This is a genomic window from Rheinheimera maricola, assembly GCF_016918075.2.
GTDB lineage: Bacteria > Pseudomonadota > Gammaproteobacteria > Enterobacterales > Alteromonadaceae > Alishewanella > Alishewanella maricola_A.
In genome coordinates, this window is record NZ_JAERPS020000002.1 from 182286 (window position 1) to 202405 (window position 20120).

The window sequence follows — 20120 nt, forward strand, 5'->3', positions numbered from 1 at the left end:
AGGCTGCATCGTCAACAGATAAATACACCAATACCTTTACCTTAGCAGGTATTTGTGCTGTGGCATACTACGCCGTTGTTTAGTGTAATATGAGTTGTCACTGATAGCTAACGCTATTGATACTTTTGATTTTTTAACATTTTAATTTCTCATAACAGGAACTTAAATATGATGAGCTTGACAACACCGGCATTGCTATTTCCAGCTATCTCGTTGTTACTGCTGGCTTATACCAACCGCTTTTTAGTATTAGCACAATTGATCCGCGAATTAAATCAACGTGAGGGCGATAATGTGCGCGATTTGGCCAAACGGCAAATATCTAATCTGCGCAAACGGATTTTTTTGATTAAAACCATGCAAGCCTTTGCTGTGCTTAGTTTTGTTCTATGCACAAGCGCCATGTTTTGCTTGTTTATGTCATGGCAAATTGCCGGCCAATTGTTGTTCGTGATTAGTCTGATTAGCTTATTAATTAGTCTGCTCTATTCTTTATATGAGATCCAAATCTCCTGTGATGCAATAAATATAGAACTTGAATCACTGCAGAATGGCTGATTAGCGTAACGGCAGCGGATACCACTATGAGCAATGAAAATTTTCTGTTTGATGAAGACTTAGTTAGCGACGACAGTCCGCCAGAGCCCAATATGGCTGCGCCATGGATGGCTTTAGTTGTGGATGATGATGAAAGCATTCATCAAATTACCGCTTTGGTACTAAACAATTTCGAATTTGAACAACGCCCACTGCGGCTACTGCATGCTTACAGTGCCGCCGAGGCAGAGAAAATTATTGTCAGTAATCCGGATATTGCTTTGGCAATAATTGATGTTGTTATGGAAACTCAACATGCCGGTCTTGAGCTGGTCAAAATCATTCGGCAGCACATTAAAAACCAACGGATGCGCCTGATATTGCGCACGGGGCAGCCCGGCGAAGCGCCTGAAGAGCACGTAATCCGTGATTATGATATTAATGATTACAAGAACAAAACCGAAGTCACCGCAATTAAATTAAAAACGCTATTTTATGCTGCTCTTCGCTCTTATCGTGATATCTGTATTATTGAAAACCATAAAGCCGGCTTAGAAAAAATTATTGGCTGCACCACCAGTTTTTTACAATGCAGCTCGCTGCGCCAGTTTGCCTCGTTAATTTTGGGGCAAGTTGCTTTCTTGCTTGGGCTTGAACGCGAGCAGTTATACTGTTGTGCAGCCATCAATAACGTAGACCATAACGATGTTGCATTGGAGGTAATTGCCAGTAGTAACTCTGCCAAACCCAGCACGCTACCCGCCGATGTTGTCAGCAAAATTTTACACGTTCAGCAGGCTAAACAGTCGTATTATGGTGAGGACTGCTTTATCGGCTACTTCACTACTCATAAAGGCAGCGAAAACTTTCTTTATGTGAGCAAAGGCAGTAAGTTAGAACAAACTGATCATCAACTGTTAAGCTACTTTTCGCACAATATCGCCATTGCCTATGAAAATATTCGCTTACGTGAATTAATGCGCGAAAGTCAGCGTGAGTTGTCATACATTCTTGGTGAAGCGGTAGAAAAGCGATCCAAAGAGACGGGTAGTCACGTAAAACGAGTAGCAAACTATAGCTATTTGCTGGCGGTAAAATGTGGGTTAAGCGAATTCGAAGCTGAGAAGATTAAGTTAGCTTCTCCACTGCATGATTTGGGTAAAATCGCTATTCCGGACCACATCCTGAATAAGCCAGGTAAACATACCGAAGAAGAGTGGGCGATCATGCTGCAACATGCTGAATTGGGTTACCAGATTTTACAAAATTCCAATAACGAGATCCTGCAGATGGGTGCCATTATAGCGCAGCAGCATCATGAAAAATGGAATGGTAAAGGTTACCCGCAAGGCTTGAGCGGACACAACATTCATATCGCCGGCCGCATTACCGCGCTGGCAGATGTATTTGACGCTCTGGGCAGTGATCGCTGTTATAAAAAGGCTTGGCCACTTAACGATATTATCGAACTAATAGCCGCCGAAAGTGGTCAACATTTTGACCCGGCCCTGGCAGATATATTACTTAAACATCTAGATGCATTTCTCGCCATACGCGATGCTTATCCAGATTAATTACAGGACAACAATATGCTACTCAAGAACATGAAACAGTTAGTTATTACCTGCGCGGCAGTGGCAACCTTAGTGATAACAGGCTGTGCCAGTGGGCCTAAGGTGCGATCCGATGCTGCTGAAAATATTAATTTCTCCAGCTACAAAACCTTTGCTTTTATGCCGGAACCCGCTACCGATAAAGCCGGTTACGCCACTCTGGTTACGCAACATTTTAAAGACGCCATAAGTGCAGAGATGACTGCCCTAGGTTATCAATATAGTGAAACCAACGCCGATTTACTGGTCAACTTCAACTCCAATGTAGAGAACCGTACCGACATACGCTCGATGCCAACAGCTAACGTGCACTACGGCTACTACAATTACCGTCGGGGCATATATGCAGGTTTCCCGCTGCATAATAATGATATAGATACCATTCGCTACAAATATGGCACGGTAAATATAGATGTTGTTGACGCAGCGCAAAAACAGTTAGTGTGGGAAGGCGTTTCAGAAGGCACACTGAAAAAATCTGATTTAGAAAATCCAAAGCAAGCTATTGCTGAGGTTGTCGGATTAATTTTTCAGCAATACCCCAGCCGTAAGAGTGTACCGCAGTCATAGTACTGCGGCAGCGCAACCGGAACTCACAGCTAAAACGCAGTTCCCGGCACCATCTGTAGAATTTTTTCCTGTAGCGCCGCACAGTCGGCGTTTTTATTTTGCTGCTGAATAGACAACGTTAGCTCACCTACCGTTACACCGAATTTATGCAAAGTCGTGCGATTAACCAGGTTTTCGTTATCAATTAAGTACAGCCAGTCTTTTACTTTTACGTCCAGGGTGTCGCCGTCATAAGGAATACGCAGGGTATATTCCCAATATAAGCTGTTACCGGCCAGCTGGCCTTTTGCCTGGCCTATCACATCGCCCGCACTGCCAGTTACACTGCCATCTGCATTTTGCTGCAGTTGCCAGTGGCGCTGCTCAATGCGGCCATCGCTGAAGTAAAACAGCTCGTATAAGTTGCCGTTTCTCCCTTGCCAGCTGCCACACAATTCCGCCGTAAAACGCACACTTTGTTTACCTTGCCAGTCATGCAGCACCCCCCAGGCACGGCTTTCACCCTGAAAAAACTGATCCAGCTTTAACTGCGGCGTCTCATTGCTATACTCCGACACCGACTGACTGCAACCAGACACCAATGCCGCAATGGCTAATAACGAAAATTTTTGCATAACCCCTCCTTAATATGGCGAAATTTACGGCTGACATCACAATGTAGCCCAAAAAAATGCAAAAAAACCTCAACAGCGGCAAACTAAATATATTGTCGGCCCGACTTATTAAGCAAAACCAGCAGAGAATAATAATATCGTGTTTAAACGCAGTGACGAGAGCTTAATTGCCAAAGCGTTGAATGGCGACCAGCACGCCTGGCAACAACTGGTAAACCGCCACCAGGCAGCGCTGTTTTACTTTGGCTTGCGCCTGCTGGGCTCGAAAGAAGACGCCAGCGACCTGTTACAGGATGTACTGATGGTGCTGTGTCGTAATTTAGGCCAGTACCGCGGCGACAGCAGCTTTAAGAGCTGGTTATTTGGCATCGCCAATTACCGCGCCATGGACATGCTACGTAAACGCAAGTACAGCGATAATGATGATGCCCTGGCAGAGTTGCCCGACGATGCCCCGGATTTAAGCCAACAGCTGGCCGGCACACAACAACAGCAGCAGGTGCGCCAACAGTTGCGCAGTTTGCCGCCAGAACAACGGCTGGTACTGGAGCTGAAGTTTTATCAGCAATTCACCTTTGATGAAATTGCCGGCCAGTTGGCCATTTCTGCTAATACGGTTAAATCGCGGTTTTATGCCGCGTTGGATAAATTGCGCCTGCAGTTGGAGGACGACCATGTCGAACAATCAGCAAATTTTTGAGCAATGGCTCGAAGGTAAAATCAGCGCTGAGCACTGTGCGCAGCAACTGCAACACGACACGCTATGGTATGGTCGGCTGCAAAATGCTCTGGCAGTACATGCTGATGCCAAAACACCTGAGTTTGCGGTTCTACCGGTGTTTGACGCCAGCAGTGCTTTTGCCGGCCAGTGGCAACGACCGGCAGCCAAACGCAGCTGGTGGCCGCAAGTCAGCCTGGCGCTGTCCTGTGCGGCAATGCTGATCAGCTTATCGCCGGCACAGTTTCGTTTGCAGGATGGCAGCCTGACGCTCAGCTGGCATAACCCTAAAGCCGAGGTAGAGGCAGCAGTAACCAGTGCACTTACCGCGTACCGACAACAACAGCAACAATGGCTGGCACAGCAACTGGATTTTCAGCAACAAAATACCAGCTCGCAGTTGGTGCTGTTAAAAGACTATTTACAGGACGAACTAAAGCGCGACCAGCGCAGCGATATGCTGCAATTGGTGGAATACCTGAACCAGCAACGTCAGTCTGACTGGCAATACTGGCAAGAAAACTATCAACCGATGCAGGCCGGCTATCGCCCTGCTGACAGCTACTATTTAACCCCAACAGACAGCGGAGTGGTAAAACCATGATTACATTAGGTCGTATCTCATTATGTGTTGCAGCTTGCGCTGCAGTTATCGGTTACAACCCACTGCTGGCGGCAGACGTCAGCCCGGCACTGAAGAAAAATGCCGATATCCTGCAGACCATTTTGCACACTGCGTTTAAAGACAGTGAACAGGCCAGGCTGTCGTCACTACAATACAGTTACCTAAGCGGCCAAGGCATATTGTTTCAAGCCAGCAGCGGCAGCCGGCACAGGTTTCAGTTCAGAAATATCACTATGCAATCAGCCCCTGCAGCACCGGTTGCTCCCTTGCCGCCCCTGCCGGGCAGTGAGTTTGAATTTGAATTCGACAGCAGTGATGCAGAGGAAATGGCAGAGGCCGCAGAGAGCATGGCCGAGCAGATGCACGAACAGCATCGCCAAGCCTACCGCATTGCAGAAAAACAGCGGGTAATAGAGCGGGAGCTGCGGGATGCCGAACGCGAAAAACGTGATATCGAATTTAATAAAAGCCTGACCACACTGGACAAAGAGCAGCAGCAGGAGCTGCAGATGTTGCAACAAAAAACCAAACTGCTGCAGGAAAAACTGACTGAAGCGGAGAGAGAAGCGTCGTTAACCCGCAAACAACTGGAAGAGCAGCGGGCAAAGCAATTAGCTGAACAGCAGCAACAAACAGCTGCCATGCTGAAAACAGTTGGCGAGAAGTTCAGCCAGGTGTTGTGTGATTACGGCGCCAGCCTGCGCGATATGCCGGATAACGAATATGTTACCTTGCAGGTGAACAACCGCGGCAGCGAAGGGCGCTATTACTGGGTGGTTAAAAAGACCGATATTAACCAGTGCATGACAGGGAAAATTAAAGCCAAAGATTTACTGGCCAAAACCACCAGCTATCAGTTCTAGCATAAAATCGGTACCAATACTGCCGGTGAAAGCTAACGAACCGGTTTGCCCACGCCAACGCGCCGTAAACCCATCCCTGGGGGCTCGACTCAGGCATCCATGCCTTCAACGGTTGGCTTAGGGCAAGCCGATTCTCACTCAGCAGCTCAGCATTACAGCTGTCTGATGTACTAAAGCTTCGGCCGGTGCATCTGAAACCGCGTTGTTGCATCTGCAACAAAATAGTCCGCCGGGCCACCACCGCGTAACACCGGCTGCGCCGCTGCAGTGTCATAAATGCCGTTTACCAGCAAATGCTGTGCAATATGCACTCCCACCACTTCGCCAAACACCATCCAGGTGGTGATCTTGCTGCCATCAGCCGCAGTGAGCTGCAGCACCTGGCTTAGCTTGCACTCAAAGGTTACCGGGCTTTGGGCCACATGCGGCACCTTTATAATGCTGGAGGCTTTCGCGGTTAATCCGGCCAGAGCAAATTCATCCACGTCCGGCGCCACAGCGGCACTGGTTTGATTCATAGCTTGTGCCAATGGCTTAGTTACCAGATTCCAGCAGAACTCGCCGGTTTGCTCAATATTGCGCACCGTATCTTTGTAACTGGTGCTGGCAAAGCCAATAATCGGCGGCGTGTAATTAAAAGCATTAAAAAAACTGTAGGGCGCCAGGTTTAGCTGTCCCGCGCTGTCTTGGGAAGAAATCCAGCCAATTGGCCGCGGTGCTACCAGGGCATTAAACGGGTCATGCGCCAGGCCATGGCCTTTGGCCGGTTCATAAAAATAGCGATTATCAGACATAAAGCTCTGCAAGGTTAAACGACATGTGCGCAGCCTAACAAAATCTGCTTTGGCTGCGTAAGCTTTTGCGCGACAATAGCCCTAACTTTTTTAACGAGCCTTGCAATGTCCAATGCTGTGCTAGCCAGCGACGCGCTGAATTTTGATGCCATTATTGCCGCTTTTTATCAGCATGGCTGGGTTTGGCTGCCAAACTTTCTTAGCCGCGAGCTAAATGCCGCCTTGTTGCATGAAGCACAACACGAAGCGCAACTGACACCAGCCGGCATCGGCCGGCAAAACGCACATCAGTTAAATCAGCAAATCCGTCGTGATGCTACGCAGTGGTTTGATGGCCAAAGCGCCGCCCAGCAGCAATATTTGGCGTTAATGGCGCAGTTGCAGCAGGCATTTAACCGGCGCTGCTTTTTAGGCTTGTTCGACTTTGAATGCCACTTTGCCCGTTACAACCGGGGTGATTACTACCAAAAGCATGTTGATGCTTTTAGCGGCCGCTCTAATCGGGTTCTTACCACGGTAAGTTACCTGAACAGCGTCAGCGCCGGCGGTGAGCTGGCGTTGTATAACGAACAGCAGCAACTGATCGATAAATTGTTGCCCACAGCTGGCAGCCTGGTTTTGTTTGAAAGCGAGCGTTTTCCGCATGAAGTATTACCGGCCATTGACAGCCGCTACAGCATCGCCGGCTGGTTTCGCAAAAATGCCAGTATTAATGGCGTGCTGGACCCAGCCAGCTAAAACCCCTATCATTAGCACCATGCGCATGTTAGTCAGTTACTTACTGTTAATTACCCTGGCACTATCCGGCTTTAGCGGATCGGTGCAAACTGCGCATGCCTATACCTTGGCCGATGCGCTAAGCAAGCACAGCACGCAACAACAAGCTGCCAACTCCGCTACTGAAATGCCCTGCCACAGTGCAGCAAAGGTAGCGCCGGTAGAAACTGAACATGACTGTTGCGAACAACCGCAGCATCAATGTAAAAGTGATTGCTGCGCCAAGCACTGCGCCACTACAGGGGCACTATTAGCTACTGAATTATTCCGTTATATCCGCCCCAACACTACCGTAGCCCAACATATAGCGACGCTACCGCAATGGTTTTTTGCTGAAGACCCGCCGCCACCTATAAACGCCTGATAACGTTTGTTTTTAATGTCGTGCTTAAGCACGCGGCTTAATTACCGTTTCAGGAAAATACTATGTATAAGTTTTACGTTCTGGCACTGCTATTACTGCAGGGCATACTAACACTATCGGCTCAAGCGCAGGATCACAGCGGCCATGCCCATGCCAGCCCGGTCGCAGCAGCTGGCATATTAGCCGAAGCCAGCCCTTTATATGTCTGCCCGATGCACCCGCATATTCAGCAGGGCGAACCCGGTAACTGCCCTATCTGTAACATGGTTTTGGTGCGCCAGCGTCAGCAAAACACGGCGAAGGTGCAGGTAAACGGTGCCATGCAACAGGCACTGGCTATCCGCACCGAAGCGGCTGCCCCGCGCACCTTATGGCGTTTTATCGACACCTTTGCCAAGGTGCAGTACGCCGAAGATGCGATTCACCACAGCCATATCCGTGCTGAGGGCTGGATAGAACAGCTGTATGTACGCAGCATGGGCCAACGCGTTAAAGCCGGCGACAAGCTGTTTAGCTATTATGCCCCCGATTTACTGGTAGCCCAGGACGATTATTTGCAGGCATTGTCTGTCAGCAAACAAAACGGCGAGCGCAGCGCCAGTTTAGTTAAACGTGCCGAAACCCGCCTGCGCCTGCTTGGCCTGACTGACAAAGACATTGGCCAACTGCAACAAAGCCGGCAAAGCCAGTATCAGATCACGGTGTACGCCCATCAGGATGGCGTAGTCACCATGTTAAACGTGCGCGATGGCATGTATATCAACCCGGGCGATACCTTAATAGAAATTACCAGTTTAAACAGTGTCTGGTTGCTGGCTGATGTGGCCGAAGCCCAACAAAGCTGGTTGTATAAAGGCATGAGCGCCGAAGTGGATATTCCGTCTCAGCAGCTGAGTGCCATAGATGCCAAAGTGGATTACATCTACCCGGCACTGGATGCACAAAGCCGCAGCAGCAAGGTGCGGCTGATACTGGATAACGGCAAGCAACTGCTTAAACCCAATATGCTGCTACCGGTGCGACTATACGGTGGCCCACTTAAAGATGTATTGGCGGTGCCGCGTGATGCCGTGCTGCTAAACGGCAACAGCAGCCGGGTGGTAGTGCAAAATGGCGAGAGCTTTAGCGTGCGCACTATCGCCACCGGCAGCAGTGCTCAGGGCTATGTTGAAGTGCTGTCCGGCTTGCATCAAGGCGAGCTGGTAGTGGTATCCGGCCAGTTTTTGCTTGACGCAGAGGCCAGCTTAAGCCAGTTGCCGCCAGGCAACAGCAATGCCCACCAGCATTAGGAGCTAACGCGATGATTAAAGCTATTATTCGCTGGTCGGTGCAAAACCCGCTGCTGGTATTATTAACCACACTGGCGTTGGCATTATTTGGTTATCAGGCCAGCCAGCAACTTAAGCTGGATGCACTGCCGGATTTATCCGACGTGCAGGTAATTATTAAAACCAGCTATCCGGGCCAAACCCCCGAAACTATCGAGCAGCAAGTCAGTTATCCGCTATCGACCGCCTTGCTGGCTGTACCCAAGGCCAAGGCTGTGCGCAGCTTTTCCATGCCAAACGACAGCTACCTGTATGTGATTTTTGATGACGGCACTGACCCTTACTGGGCGCGCTCACGGGTATTAGAATATCTGCAAACGGTAAGCTTACCTGATGGCGCTAAGGCTACCTTAGGCCCCGATGCCAGCGGCGTCGGTTGGATTTTTCAATATGCGCTGAGCGCAAAAAATGCGCAACTATCACTGGAGCAACTTACCAGCCTGCAGCAATTTTACCTGACACCAGAGCTGCAAAGCGTCGCCGGCGTGGCAGAAGTGGCCAGCATTGGCGGCATGGCAAAAACCTACCAGTTGCAGCTGGAACCGCGCTTAATGCGCGCTTTCAACGTTAGCCTGGCCCAGGTTATTGCCGCAATAAACAGCCACAACCAGCAACAAGGCGGCAGTATTATTGAAGTGGCTGAAACTGAACTGCTGGTGCAGGCCGGTGATTATATTCAGTCACTGGCTGATTTAGCAGCGGTGCCGCTCGGTGTGCGTAACAGCGCCGACTACCCGTTAACCCTGGCCGATATCGGCAGTGTACAAACTGTGCCGGGCGCACGGCGCGGCATTGCCGAGCTTAACGGCGAAGGTGAAGTAGTCGGCGGCATTATTGTTATGCGCCATGGCGAAAACGCGCTTAGCACCATTGCGGCGGTGAAACGCAAACTGGCGGAGTTAAAAAACGGCCTGCCCGACGGCGTTGAGCTGGTAACCGTGTACGACCGCTCAGAATTAATTGAAAACACCGTCAGCAATTTAAGCCAAAAGCTGCTGGAAGAAATGGCTGTCGTAGCGCTGGTGTGTCTGGTGTTTTTACTTCATGCGCGCTCGGCGTTAATCGCCGTGATCAGTTTACCGCTGGCGCTGCTGGCCAGTATTTTACTGATGCAGCAACTGGGTATTAACGCCAACGTAATGAGCTTAGGCGGTATCGCCATTGCTATCGGCGCCCTGGTTGATGCCGCTATTGTAATGGTAGAGCACGGCCATAAAAAGCTCGAACAGGCCAGAGCCGATGGCAGGCAGCTGAGCAAAGCTGAATTTCGCCAAACCATTATCGATGCCTGCCTGGATGTCGGCCCGGCACTGTTTTTCTCCTTGCTGGTGATCACCGTCAGCTTTTTACCGGTATTTATGCTCGAAGCTCAGGAAGGCCGTTTATTTGCCCCGCTGGCATACACGAAAACTTTTGCTATGGCTTCTGCCGCTATTTTGGCAATTACGTTAATTCCGGTATTAATGCTGTATTTTTTACGCGGCAAAATTCCGTCAGAGCAGAAAAATCCGCTCAGCCGCGGCTTAATCGCGCTATATACGCCACTGCTTAAACTGTGCCTGCGTTTTCCAACCACCTTAGTGCTGCTTAGTGTGCTGGCACTGGCTTCAAGCCTGTTGCCGTGGCAGCGTTTATCCAGCGAGTTTATGCCGGCCTTTGCCGAGGGCGACTTGTTGTATATGCCCACCACCCTGCCTGGTTTAAGCCCGGCCACAGCAGCCAAATTACTGCAGCAAACCGACCGCTTAATTAAAACCGTGCCCGAGGTAGCAACCGTGCTGGGTAAAAGCGGCCGCGCCAACACCGCAACCGACCCGGCGCCGCTGACTATGCTGGAAACCAGCATTAAACTTAAGCCGCAAAGCCATTGGCGCGCTGGTTTTACGCTGGACGATATTATTGCCGAGCTTGACGCCGCAGTGCAGGTACCCGGTTTAACCAACGCCTGGCTGCCGCCGATAAAAACCCGCATTGATATGTTGTCTACCGGTATTCGTACCCCGGTGGGTGTGCGCGTTAGCGGGCCGGATCTCAGCACTATTTCAGCGGTAGCACAGCAGCTGGAAGCCAAGATTAAGCAGCTGCCTGGCAGCCGCTCCGTGTTTGCCGAGCGCGCCGAAGATGGCCTTTACCTAAAAATTACGCCGGACTTAAGCCAACTGGGCCGCTACGGCATCACCTTAACCGAGTTGCAGCAATACGTCGCCTTTGCCATTGGCGGCGCGCCGGTAGCGCAAAGTATTCAGGGCCGCGAGCGCTACGATATCAGCCTGCGCTTTCCGCGCGATTATCGCAGCCACCCGGATGATATTCGCCAGCTACCGCTGCAAAGCCGCGACGGCGCTTATGTGCTGCTTGAACAAGTGGCAAAAGTAGAGGTGGTAAATGGCCCGGTGATGATCCGCGCCGAAAACGCCCGTTTAACCAGTTGGGTCTATATCGACTTACCGGCAGAAACGCAGCTGGGCAGTTATATAGCACAGCTGCAAAATCTGTTGGCGAGCCAACGTTGGCCAGCGCAGGTTAGTGTCAGTATCGGCGGCCAATACGAGTATATGCAGCGGGTATCGCAGCGGCTGGAGCAACTGGTGCCCTTTACGCTATTGCTCATCGTGCTGTTACTGTATTTAACCTTCCGCCGCTTCAGTGATGTCGTGCTGGTGCTGGTTACGCTGCCGTTTGCCCTTAGCGGTAGCCTGTGGCTGCTGTATTTACTCGATTATCAGTTGTCGGTCGCCGTGGCTGTGGGCTTAATTGCGCTAAGCGGTGTCGCCGCCGAGTTTGCCGTGGTTATGCTGTTGTATTTAAAACGGGCGGTACAAGACATTCAGCCGCAAAACCAACAGCAACTGTGGCAGGCCATTATGCAAGGGGCTGTGCAGCGGGTGCGGCCAAAGGCCATGACAGTACTAACGATTATTGTCAGCTTGCTGCCGATTATGCTTGGTAGCGGTGCCGGTAACGAGGTGATGCAGCGCATCGCCGCGCCAATGCTTGGCGGCATGATAGCCGCACCACTGGTGTCGATGTTGCTGATGCCGGTACTGTATTTTCTGCTACTGCGCCGGACATTACCGGTAAACTGATGCTGAAACAAAGCAGAGATAGTTGCCGATAGCGCAGCCACAGACTTTTTTCGCGTTAGCGAAGGCGGATAACAAATTCGTCCGGAACGAATTTGGTCAGCGCAGCTGGTCCGCCTGGTGGAGGGCAGGATGCCCGTAACCCCACTGTGGCGAGCAGAGCGGCAACTATCTCGTGCTACGAAGCTGGTACAGATAATCCTGAGGGTTAGGTGATACTGAAGGGACATAACGCCCGCTGTCCTCGCCACAGCAACTCGCTCTGGCTGCACCGCCGCTCAGACACTCTGTGGCTGCGCGATCGGGACAATGCTTCCTGTTCTTTTAGTTACGTTCAGGGATTAAGGTTTGGTAGTAACGTAACTTTCTGCCCCAGCTGAACGCCGTTTTTAGCAAACCAGCCACGCGGCATTTCCAGCGCGGCAATCACCGGCTTGGCTGACGGCACCGCTGTGGTATCGAAAGGCTCCAGGGTGATTAATTCGGCTATGCGCCAATCCGGGCCAATATAGGCTACATCCAGCGCCATAGCAGTATTGGCCATCCACAGCGCTATGGCTCTGGGCTCGCGGTACAACAGCAACATACCCGGGTCTGCACTTTGCTGAAACATCAACCCCTGCGCCCGTTTTTCCGCTGTATCTGCCAACTGCACCTGAATACGTACCTCAGCCACCTGCAGCGGCACCAGGCTAAATACCTCTCGTGGTTCATCCGGCACAGCACAAGCCAATAGCGGCAATATCATTGTAAGCGCTGCCAAAAATCGTGTCATGCGGCCTTATCCTTGTATCAAAATTCGTTGATTAGATAGCTTAGGGCGATACCGGCAAACACCAGCATACCAACATAGTGATTGTGCAAAAACGCATTAAAACAACCCTGCCGGCTGGCGCGGGCAAGCCGGTACTGATAAATAAAACAGCCCGCCGCGCCTATCAGGCAGGCGTAGTAGATAACGTGCAGCTGCGCCAGATACCCCACCGCACCCAGCAGCAATAAGGTGCACAGCTGCAACAGTGCAATAATTGGTAAGGCATAACGGCCAAATAAAATAGCCGTGGATTTAATGCCGACGTTAATATCATCCGGCCGGTCGACCAGCGCATAATAAGTGTCGTACGCCACTGTCCACAACAGGTTGGCCAGATACAACAACCACAACAGCGGCGGCAACTGCAACTGAGTGGCCATAAACGCCATTGGCATACCCCAGCTAAATGCCGCACCCAACACCACTTGCGGTAAATGAGTGTAGCGCTTCATAAACGGATATACCGCGGCCAGCAGTACCGCCACCAACGATAACAACACCGTTTGCCAGTTTAAAAACACTAACAGGCTGGCTGACAACAATAGCAATAACAGAAATAACTGCAGCGCTTCATTGGGTGTTACCGCGCCGCTGGCTAGTGGCCGTTGTTTGGTGCGCTCTACCGCACCATCCCAATGCCGGTCAGCATAATCATTAATCACGCAGCCGGCGGCGCGCATTAGTACTACGCCAAGGCTAAAGACCAATAGTAACAAAAATGACGGTAGGCCCTCTGCCGCCAACCACAGTGCCCACCAGGTTGGCCAAAGCAGCAAATAAGTACCAATGGGCTTTTCCAAGCGCATCAGCTGTAAGTAATGCCGCCGGTTTTGCCAACTCAAAACCGCTCTTATCATCGGGTTTTACCCAGCAACGCCACAGCAGGCAAAAACGCCTCCGCAACCAGTAAAGGCAAGCCGTTCAGCGTAAATACCGAGCGCCGGGCATAGCAACGCTCAGCTATTGATAACAGTGGTAAAGCGATATCCAGTTGAGTAGCTTCAATAATGCCGCGCTGTAAGCCCGGCTGCTGAAAAATATAATCGCCCAGCGGGCGCTCGCCTAAATCAGCCAGTGGCCGCAGCGCGGTTACAGTTTGCTGTGGCAACCAGCTTTGCGCATAAACGCAAGGCATGTCGTTGCACCATAAAATGACTTCGCGCAGCTGCGCCGCAGCGGTGTCAGGCAACAATTGTCGTAAAAAAGCCGGTAGTTCACTGCGCTGTTCGTTGAGCACCTGAACACGAAACTGCTGGCAATGGCGCTTAAACCGCGCTGTCAGCGACGCTGGCTCCAGTAACCAGGGCGCCAGCAATGGCGGTAAGTTTAACTGGCGTGCATCTTGCCAAAGCGCATCCAGGGAAATAAGAGAAATAGTCACAGGGTTCAAATCTGTTGCTGAAAATTTGCTGGCATCATAGCAACTTCACGCTGATTTATCAGCCGCATTCAACACAGAAAAACGGCTTACGGCAATTGGCGTTAGCTGGTAAAATACCAGCCTTAACGCTAAGGTTAGTGTTATTGCTGGCCCTCTTACCAACTAAAAGTGATACTTATGCTAATACGCTTGCTGATTTGCCTGTCGTTGTTAATCGCTCTGCCTACTACTGCAAAGCAAGAGCCAAAAGAAGTGGTGTATTACGGCTTCGATCCAGACATTGTTACAAACTATATTTCCGGCAACGGTCGAAGCCTGGGCTATATCCGGGTAACGGTAGAACTGATGGTTGAAGATAAAGCCTACCTGCCGGCCATTGAGCACCATGAGCCGTTAATTTTGGACATCATTATCAGCATTTTTACCAAACAGCCGGAAGACAAAATAAAGTCGTTAACCGGACGCGAAGATATCCGGCTAACTATTTTAGAATCATTGCAGAAAGCGATGAAAAAAGAAGCTGGCGAAAGTATGATTAAAGACATTTTATTCACTAAATATCTGTATCAATAACCTCTTCTTCAGCTTTATTACGTCCCGCCTGGTGACGCAACAACCAGGCCCAAACCATTCCGGTTACCAAGCCACCCAAATGCGCCCAGTTAGCCATGCTAACCCAAAGTACGTCGAAAAAACCTAGCAGCAACCACAACAACATAAACCCAATAAGGCCAGGGCTAATGAACAATCCTTGCGCCGGGTTAATACGACCAGCAATCCAGAAATAACCAAACAAACCGTACACCACACCAGATAAACCACCGAAATGCGGGCTGACCATAAAATACTGTGCCGCATTTGACAGCAGTGCTATTGATAGCGAGACATTTAACAACAATCCAGCACCCAAGCGTTGCTCAAACTGGCGGCCGAGATAAAACCACCATGCCAAATTAAATACCAGGTGTGTGAGTGAAAAGTGCAACAACATCGGTGTAAACCAACGCCATAGCTGCCCCGGCTCAGTCAGTTGCAACCAGCGGCTACTGCTATGCCAATCTATTTGTTGCCAACAATAGACCAGCAAACACAACAGTAATACGGCCAGCGTTAACGGTGCTTGTAGCCATGCCGCACGCCAGTCAATAGCCGGTAAAGCATCAGCCTGTGATTGCTGCATATCGGGCTTACTGTGTTGCCAGGCGGCAGCCTGATAACGAGCGTGAGAGGGTTGGCGCAGAAAACGGCTGAACTCTTGTTCAATCTGCGGCAACTGGGCGCTAGCAGCAAATAATTCTGCATGGTTAGCATCGCTCAACACCGCCTGCACATCCAAGCCCTGCGTAGCGCAGTAGCTGGCAAACAATTGCGCGGCGCTGGCTGAATTAAGCTCAGCAAATTTATGCACTGGCATCACTCACAAAAGGCAGTTGCTGACGCCAGCTTTCAAAGCCGCCGTCCATGCTATACACCTGTTCAAAACCTTGCTGCGCCAGATATTGCGCGGCTCCCTGGCTGGAGTTACCGTGATAACACACCACCACGACTGGCTGATCAAATTCAAATTGCTGCATAAATCCGACTAAGCTGCCATTGGTCAAATGATAAGCGCCATCGATATGACCAGCAGCGAAGCTCTGTTCATCACGAATATCAGCAATAACTACTTTTCCGTCAGCGTACAATTGCGCGGTCTGTGCGCAAGAAATATGTTTAAAATCGCTCATGCTTACCTCATAAAGTTAGCTCGGTATGATAACCCAGCCGCGCTTATTTAGCAGCTCCTGAGGTTTTTGTGCTTACATGCTAACTTTAGTACTAGATTAACAAGATAAGGCTGGACAGCGATTAAACTATTGTTAACAATAGCAACTAAATGTATCGCTCTTCCGGAGTTGCTATGACTAGCCTGATTATTCTTGCCATCCTCGTTGTAATTGTGTTCTGGGTTATCAGCATTTTTAATCAGTTGGTAAAGCTGAAAAACCGTTTCCAAAACGCGTTTGCGCAAATTGAAGTACAGTTAAAACGCCGCTATGACTTAATCCCTAATCTGGTCGAAACCGCTAAAGCTTACATGGCGCATGAGCGCGACACCTTAGAAGCCGTGATTAACGCCCGCAATGCCGCTCTCGCTGGTTTAAAAGTTGCGGCTAACAATCCTGGAGATGCCGGTGCCATTAACCAGTTGGCTAGCGCAGAAGGTGCATTACAGGGTGCCATGAGCAGGCTTAATGTAGTAATGGAGGCTTACCCGGATTTAAAAGCCAATCAAAACATGATGCAATTGTCAGAAGAGCTGACCAGCACCGAGAATCGTGTTGCCTTTGCCCGACAAGCTTTTAATGATGCCGTTACCGATTACAATAGCTATAAACAGAGCTTCCCACCGGTTATTTTTGCCGCCAGCTTTGGCCATGCTACTGACGCCAAATTACTTGAATTTGCCGACAGCGCTGCCATTCAGGCGGCACCTAAAGTTAGCTTTTAACCCTCTGACTTACACTGCGCTATGAGCAGTAACTTTTTTGCCCAGCAGGATTTAGCCCGGCGCAATACCCGCATTTTGGTGACACTGTTTACCCTTGCGGTACTGTTGTTGCTGCTACTTACCAATATTGTTGCCGTTATCAGCCTTGGTTTTGTTGACCCGGCAGTACTTAACGGATCCTGGCAATGGCAAAGCCTGCCTTGGAACCTGGTAGCCCTGGTAAGTGTAATTGTTATTGCCGCTGTCGGTTTGGCGGTGCTGTTTAAATGGCAGCAGTTAAAGGCCGGCGGAAAGGTAGTGGCCGAATCGCTTGGAGGGCAACGCTTAACGGCAGATAGCGATGACCCACTGCAACGCCGACTGTTAAATGTAGTAGAAGAGATGGCATTGGCCGCCAATACTCCAGTCCCACCGGTATATTTATTGCCCGAGCCCAGCATCAACGCTTTTGCCGCCGGTTACAGCCCGGCCGATGCCGTAATTGGCGTAACACAGGGCTGCCTGGAACAATTAAATCGTGATGAGTTGCAAGGCGTCGTCGCGCATGAATTCAGTCACATTTTAAACGGCGATATGCGAATGAATATTCGTTTAATCGCTATCTTAAATGGCATTTTGTTTCTTGGTCATATCGGTTACTACATGTTACGCGGCAGCAGCCGCAGCAGCACTGTTCGTCTAGGCACCAGCCGCTCGTCAAGCAGCAAAAAAGACGGTGGTGGTATTCTGCTGCTGGCGCTTGGCCTGGTGGTAATTGGTTACGTCGGCTCGTTTTTTGGTAATCTGATCAAAGCCGCCGTTAGCCGCCAACGCGAATTTTTAGCCGATGCCAGCGCAGTGCAGTTTACCCGTAATCCACGCGGTATAGCCGGCGCTCTGAAAGTCATTGGCAGCCACAACAGCCGTAGCAAAATTGCCAACCCCAACGCCGATGAAAACAGCCACCTGTTCTTTGGTGAAGCGATAAGCCGCTGGGCATCAATTTTTGCCACTCACCCGCCGCTTTCCAACCGGATTAAACGCTTAGAACCGCAGTGGAACGGTAAATTCCCCACCCCACGCAGTACACAAACAACCAGCGGTGAAGAACATACTTCAACTACAAGCCAGGCAAAACCGACTCAGGCTGAGCGTTTGCAACAGGCACTACCACTAATTTTACTGCACAGTAGCCGCCAGACAGAACCCGCACAAGCCTTGGTTTGCTGCCTATTGTTACAACAGGATGATAGCTGCCGGGCGCAACAACTGCGGCTGATTAAAGAGTTAGGCTCAGTAGCATTGCTGCAACAGGTAGACCAACTGTGTGACAGCGTTGCCACGTTAAACGCCCTGCAGCAGGTGCAACTATTGCAACGTGTAATGCCCGCGCTTAAAGCCTTGACTGAGGGCCGCTTTAAACAATTTGAGCAACTGCTACATGCCTTATTCAATAGCATAGCGTCACCCGGGATAAGCCCCTGGCTGGTGAGTCAGTTTGTTGAACATAGCTTAGCCGCGCAGTTCGACCCGACCCAAATTAGTAAAAAGTATTCCGCTAAAACGCTGTCGCAACTCGGCCCGGCGGTTAGCCAGCTCTTGGCATTAGTCAGCAGTGCGGCGGGCGACGAGCAGCAACAGCAACAAGCCTGGCAGGCAGCCATTAGCACTCTGGCTTTCAACCTGAATAGCACCCGGCCTGAGGTGGCATTGCAGCTGCTTACGCAGCAACTACCACTGTTGCTGGCACTGGCTCCACTGCAAAAGCAGCAACTTTGGCAAGCGATTGAACGCTGCGTGCAAGCCGATAAGCTGCTGCAAAATAATGAGCAGGCCTTGCTACTGGCATTAGCCCTGCTGCTGGAAATACCCTATCAAAGCAACGCCGCCAATAGCTAAAACCACAATACCGGCTTTAACTGCAGTTCACTCTTTAGTATCGGCGTAAATTCAGCTAGAATTAGCGCCCATTTTTTCAGCAGGAAAACGTCATGACTGATAATCACTTGTATCTGATCTACGATACGTCATTTGACGAGATGGATGCTGAGGGTAGCCCAGGGTTTGGTTATGTATTGCTGTTTACCAGCGAAGATGCTGAGCAATATGAAGCGGGTGAGAACCCCAGCCGACCGGCTGTATCTATGTTATTTACCGACCACGCAGATGGTGCAATCAGCGGCGATTTACTGGGCTGGGCTCATCTGGATGCAGAGATTTTCCAGCAGTTTCCGCTGGGGCACTTTTTATTATTGATGGAACAAGCCGCCCAGGTAGCGATTAACGCCTACCGCCAGGTTGGACAAGTGCCAGACCGGCTGGTGGCACAGCATTTGGATGATGAAGAATTACTACAATTTGATGTTCAGTTTAACGATTTACAGTTGAACGAGCAGCAAAGCGAACACGAACTGGCGCAGCAGCTGATGTCTGGCCGCCCCTACCTCGATTCGTAACCGTTATAGCTACATAAAACAGTTTTGCTTTTCATCTGCGCCGCTTTTACTATTAGGCGTTAACCAGCAGTTTACCCCGGAGAAAGCCATATGGCGCAGGCCATTGATATGTTAGCAATTGAACAGGCACTAAATGGCTTTACCATACCGCCACAGCCGGAAATTTTGCAGCATATTCAGCAGCAACTTGACTTACCTGAGCCTAATGTCAAACGCATAGCCGCCTTGATCAATCTGGACATAGGTATTGCTGGCTTTACCTTAAAGGTGGTGAACTCAGCCTTTTTTGGCCTACGGCAGAAAATTACCTCGGTGGAACATGCCTGTAAATTTTTGGGCGTCAATCGGGTGCTGAAACTGGTGCGCAGTGTGCTACTGCGCTTTACCCTGGCAGAAGGCCAGAATGACAAATTCAGTTTAAAACTGTGGGCCAGTGCGCTACAAAGCGCCAATATCGCCATGACACTGGCGAAACACTTTAATTTAGCGCAAGACATGCAAGACGACTGCTACAGTCTGGGCCTGTTTCATAACGCCGGCATCGCGCTTATTCATCAGCAGACGGCGCAGTACGAGCACGTTATGCAGCAAGGCCTATTGGCACAGCGCCCTTACAGTGAAATAGAGGAGCAACACTTTGCCACCTGCCATGAAGTATTGGGCTATTTAATCGCAGAGTCTTGGGGCTTAACACCCGTGCTGTGTAATGTGATTGCTTATCACCACAGCCCGGCGCTGATGCTGGGATCGGACAGTGAAACAGAAAAACAGCTGTTTGCGCTGTTAAAACTGGCAGAGCATTTTAGTGGCGAATGTCGCCAGCTGTTCAACATTAGCCTGGACCCAGAGTGGGAGCAGCACAGTGGCGCCATATTAGATGTATTGGAAATAGAAGCACTGCAATTACCAGAGCTAGCAGAACTGCTGCATCGGGCACAGATCACCACCATTTACTCTGTCTGAAAATGCCACACAAAAAACTGCAATTGCCAGAGAAACGCTGCCCGGTATGTGGGCTAATGTTTACCTGGCGCAAAAAATGGCAATTAAACTGGCACAGCGTTATTTACTGCTCTGAACGCTGCCGCCGCAGCAAAAGCGCTGAGTAGACCA

At 50.2% G+C, this 20120-nt stretch carries 23 protein-coding genes; 16 read left to right on the forward strand and 7 right to left on the reverse strand.

Annotation, left to right across the window (positions count from 1 at the left end):
• The first annotated feature begins 168 nt into the window (after positions 1 to 168).
• From I4W93_RS06535 to I4W93_RS06545, 3 genes are read left to right on the forward strand one after another with little or no spacing between them, the layout of a single operon-like run.
• Positions 169 to 558: a DUF2721 domain-containing protein gene (locus tag I4W93_RS06535; RefSeq protein WP_224673306.1), complete on the forward strand. Its 390-nt coding sequence runs from the start codon at positions 169 to 171 to the stop codon at positions 556 to 558.
• A gap of 26 nt (positions 559 to 584) precedes the next feature.
• Entirely contained in the window at positions 585 to 2111 is a 1527-nt protein-coding gene (locus tag I4W93_RS06540; protein WP_205309432.1) for a response regulator, read from the forward strand.
• A gap of 15 nt (positions 2112 to 2126) precedes the next feature.
• Positions 2127 to 2720: a DUF4136 domain-containing protein gene (locus I4W93_RS06545; protein ID WP_205309433.1), complete on the forward strand. Its 594-nt coding sequence runs from the start codon at positions 2127 to 2129 to the stop codon at positions 2718 to 2720.
• Between the two features lie 29 nt (positions 2721 to 2749).
• Here I4W93_RS06545 and I4W93_RS06550 read toward each other — a convergent pair whose 3' ends face one another.
• The gene (locus I4W93_RS06550) at positions 2750 to 3334 is read right to left on the reverse strand and encodes a DUF3833 domain-containing protein (protein ID WP_205309434.1); all 585 of its coding nucleotides are present in this window, start codon (positions 3332 to 3334) and stop codon (positions 2750 to 2752) included.
• Between the two features lie 139 nt (positions 3335 to 3473).
• On the opposite strand from I4W93_RS06550, the gene I4W93_RS06555 reads away from it, so the two are divergent.
• From I4W93_RS06555 to I4W93_RS06565, 3 genes are read left to right on the forward strand one after another with little or no spacing between them, the layout of a single operon-like run.
• Positions 3474 to 4034 carry an RNA polymerase sigma factor gene (locus I4W93_RS06555; RefSeq protein ID WP_205309435.1) on the forward strand — a complete coding sequence of 187 codons (561 nt, stop codon included), beginning with the start codon at positions 3474 to 3476 and terminating at the stop codon, positions 4032 to 4034.
• A complete protein-coding gene (locus tag I4W93_RS06560; RefSeq protein ID WP_205309436.1) occupies positions 4009 to 4656 on the forward strand; it encodes a hypothetical protein in 648 nt (215 codons plus the stop codon). The genes I4W93_RS06555 and I4W93_RS06560 overlap by 26 nt, the downstream gene beginning before the upstream one ends.
• Entirely contained in the window at positions 4653 to 5540 is an 888-nt protein-coding gene (locus tag I4W93_RS06565) for a hypothetical protein (protein ID WP_205309437.1), read from the forward strand. Before I4W93_RS06560 ends, I4W93_RS06565 begins: the two co-directional genes overlap by 4 nt.
• A 170-nt stretch (positions 5541 to 5710) precedes the next feature.
• Here the strand turns inward: I4W93_RS06565 and I4W93_RS06570 are convergent, their stop codons facing one another.
• Entirely contained in the window at positions 5711 to 6334 is a 624-nt protein-coding gene (locus I4W93_RS06570; protein WP_205309438.1) for a flavin reductase family protein, read from the reverse strand.
• A 105-nt stretch (positions 6335 to 6439) separates the two neighbouring features.
• Between I4W93_RS06570 and I4W93_RS06575 the strand changes: the two genes are divergently transcribed.
• From I4W93_RS06575 to I4W93_RS06590, 4 genes are all read left to right on the forward strand, one after another.
• Complete coding sequence (locus I4W93_RS06575) at positions 6440 to 7072, forward strand: 2OG-Fe(II) oxygenase (RefSeq protein ID WP_205309439.1); 633 nt, start codon at positions 6440 to 6442, stop codon at positions 7070 to 7072.
• A 25-nt stretch (positions 7073 to 7097) separates the two neighbouring features.
• Positions 7098 to 7475, forward strand: coding sequence for a hypothetical protein (locus I4W93_RS06580; protein ID WP_205309440.1), 378 nt, complete (start codon positions 7098 to 7100; stop codon positions 7473 to 7475).
• Positions 7476 to 7537: 62 nt separating this feature from the next.
• Positions 7538 to 8764: an efflux RND transporter periplasmic adaptor subunit gene (locus I4W93_RS06585; RefSeq protein WP_205309441.1), complete on the forward strand. Its 1227-nt coding sequence runs from the start codon at positions 7538 to 7540 to the stop codon at positions 8762 to 8764.
• Positions 8765 to 8775: 11 nt separating this feature from the next.
• The gene (locus I4W93_RS06590) at positions 8776 to 11889 is read left to right on the forward strand and encodes an efflux RND transporter permease subunit (RefSeq protein ID WP_205309442.1); all 3114 of its coding nucleotides are present in this window, start codon (positions 8776 to 8778) and stop codon (positions 11887 to 11889) included.
• Between the two features lie 331 nt (positions 11890 to 12220).
• Here the strand turns inward: I4W93_RS06590 and I4W93_RS06595 are convergent, their stop codons facing one another.
• From I4W93_RS06595 to I4W93_RS06605, 3 genes are read right to left on the reverse strand one after another with little or no spacing between them, the layout of a single operon-like run.
• The gene (locus I4W93_RS06595; protein WP_205309443.1) at positions 12221 to 12661 is read right to left on the reverse strand and encodes a DUF192 domain-containing protein; all 441 of its coding nucleotides are present in this window, start codon (positions 12659 to 12661) and stop codon (positions 12221 to 12223) included.
• A 17-nt stretch (positions 12662 to 12678) separates the two neighbouring features.
• Positions 12679 to 13557 (reverse strand): 4-hydroxybenzoate octaprenyltransferase, encoded by an 879-nt coding sequence (gene ubiA / locus I4W93_RS06600; protein ID WP_205309444.1) that lies wholly within the window; start codon positions 13555 to 13557, stop codon positions 12679 to 12681.
• Positions 13554 to 14081, reverse strand: coding sequence for a chorismate--pyruvate lyase family protein (locus tag I4W93_RS06605; RefSeq protein WP_205309843.1), 528 nt, complete (start codon positions 14079 to 14081; stop codon positions 13554 to 13556). Before I4W93_RS06605 ends, ubiA begins: the two co-directional genes overlap by 4 nt.
• 177 nt (positions 14082 to 14258) lie before the next feature.
• Between I4W93_RS06605 and I4W93_RS06610 the strand changes: the two genes are divergently transcribed.
• A complete protein-coding gene (locus I4W93_RS06610; protein WP_205309445.1) occupies positions 14259 to 14654 on the forward strand; it encodes a flagellar basal body-associated protein FliL in 396 nt (131 codons plus the stop codon).
• Here the strand turns inward: I4W93_RS06610 and glpG are convergent.
• Together glpG and glpE are read right to left on the reverse strand one after the other, a co-directional pair.
• Positions 14635 to 15489, reverse strand: coding sequence for a rhomboid family intramembrane serine protease GlpG (glpG, locus tag I4W93_RS06615; protein WP_205309446.1), 855 nt, complete (start codon positions 15487 to 15489; stop codon positions 14635 to 14637). The two genes, I4W93_RS06610 and glpG, sit on opposite strands and share 20 nt — an antisense overlap.
• The gene (gene glpE / locus I4W93_RS06620; protein WP_205309447.1) at positions 15482 to 15808 is read right to left on the reverse strand and encodes a thiosulfate sulfurtransferase GlpE; all 327 of its coding nucleotides are present in this window, start codon (positions 15806 to 15808) and stop codon (positions 15482 to 15484) included. Before glpE ends, glpG begins: the two co-directional genes overlap by 8 nt.
• Before the next feature lie 173 nt (positions 15809 to 15981).
• Here glpE and I4W93_RS06625 point away from each other — a divergent pair, with 173 nt between their 5' ends.
• The 5 genes from I4W93_RS06625 (at position 15982) to I4W93_RS06645 (ending at position 20116) form a co-directional block, all read left to right on the forward strand.
• Entirely contained in the window at positions 15982 to 16572 is a 591-nt protein-coding gene (locus I4W93_RS06625; protein ID WP_205309448.1) for a LemA family protein, read from the forward strand.
• A 21-nt stretch (positions 16573 to 16593) separates the two neighbouring features.
• Positions 16594 to 18450: a M48 family metallopeptidase gene (locus I4W93_RS06630; RefSeq protein WP_205309449.1), complete on the forward strand. Its 1857-nt coding sequence runs from the start codon at positions 16594 to 16596 to the stop codon at positions 18448 to 18450.
• A gap of 92 nt (positions 18451 to 18542) precedes the next feature.
• The gene (locus I4W93_RS06635; RefSeq protein ID WP_205309450.1) at positions 18543 to 19007 is read left to right on the forward strand and encodes a hypothetical protein; all 465 of its coding nucleotides are present in this window, start codon (positions 18543 to 18545) and stop codon (positions 19005 to 19007) included.
• 90 nt (positions 19008 to 19097) lie between these two features.
• Complete coding sequence (locus I4W93_RS06640) at positions 19098 to 19970, forward strand: HDOD domain-containing protein (protein WP_205309451.1); 873 nt, start codon at positions 19098 to 19100, stop codon at positions 19968 to 19970.
• A gap of 2 nt (positions 19971 to 19972) precedes the next feature.
• Positions 19973 to 20116 (forward strand): DUF2256 domain-containing protein, encoded by a 144-nt coding sequence (locus tag I4W93_RS06645; RefSeq protein ID WP_205309452.1) that lies wholly within the window; start codon positions 19973 to 19975, stop codon positions 20114 to 20116.
• The last annotated feature ends 4 nt before the right edge of the window (positions 20117 to 20120 follow it).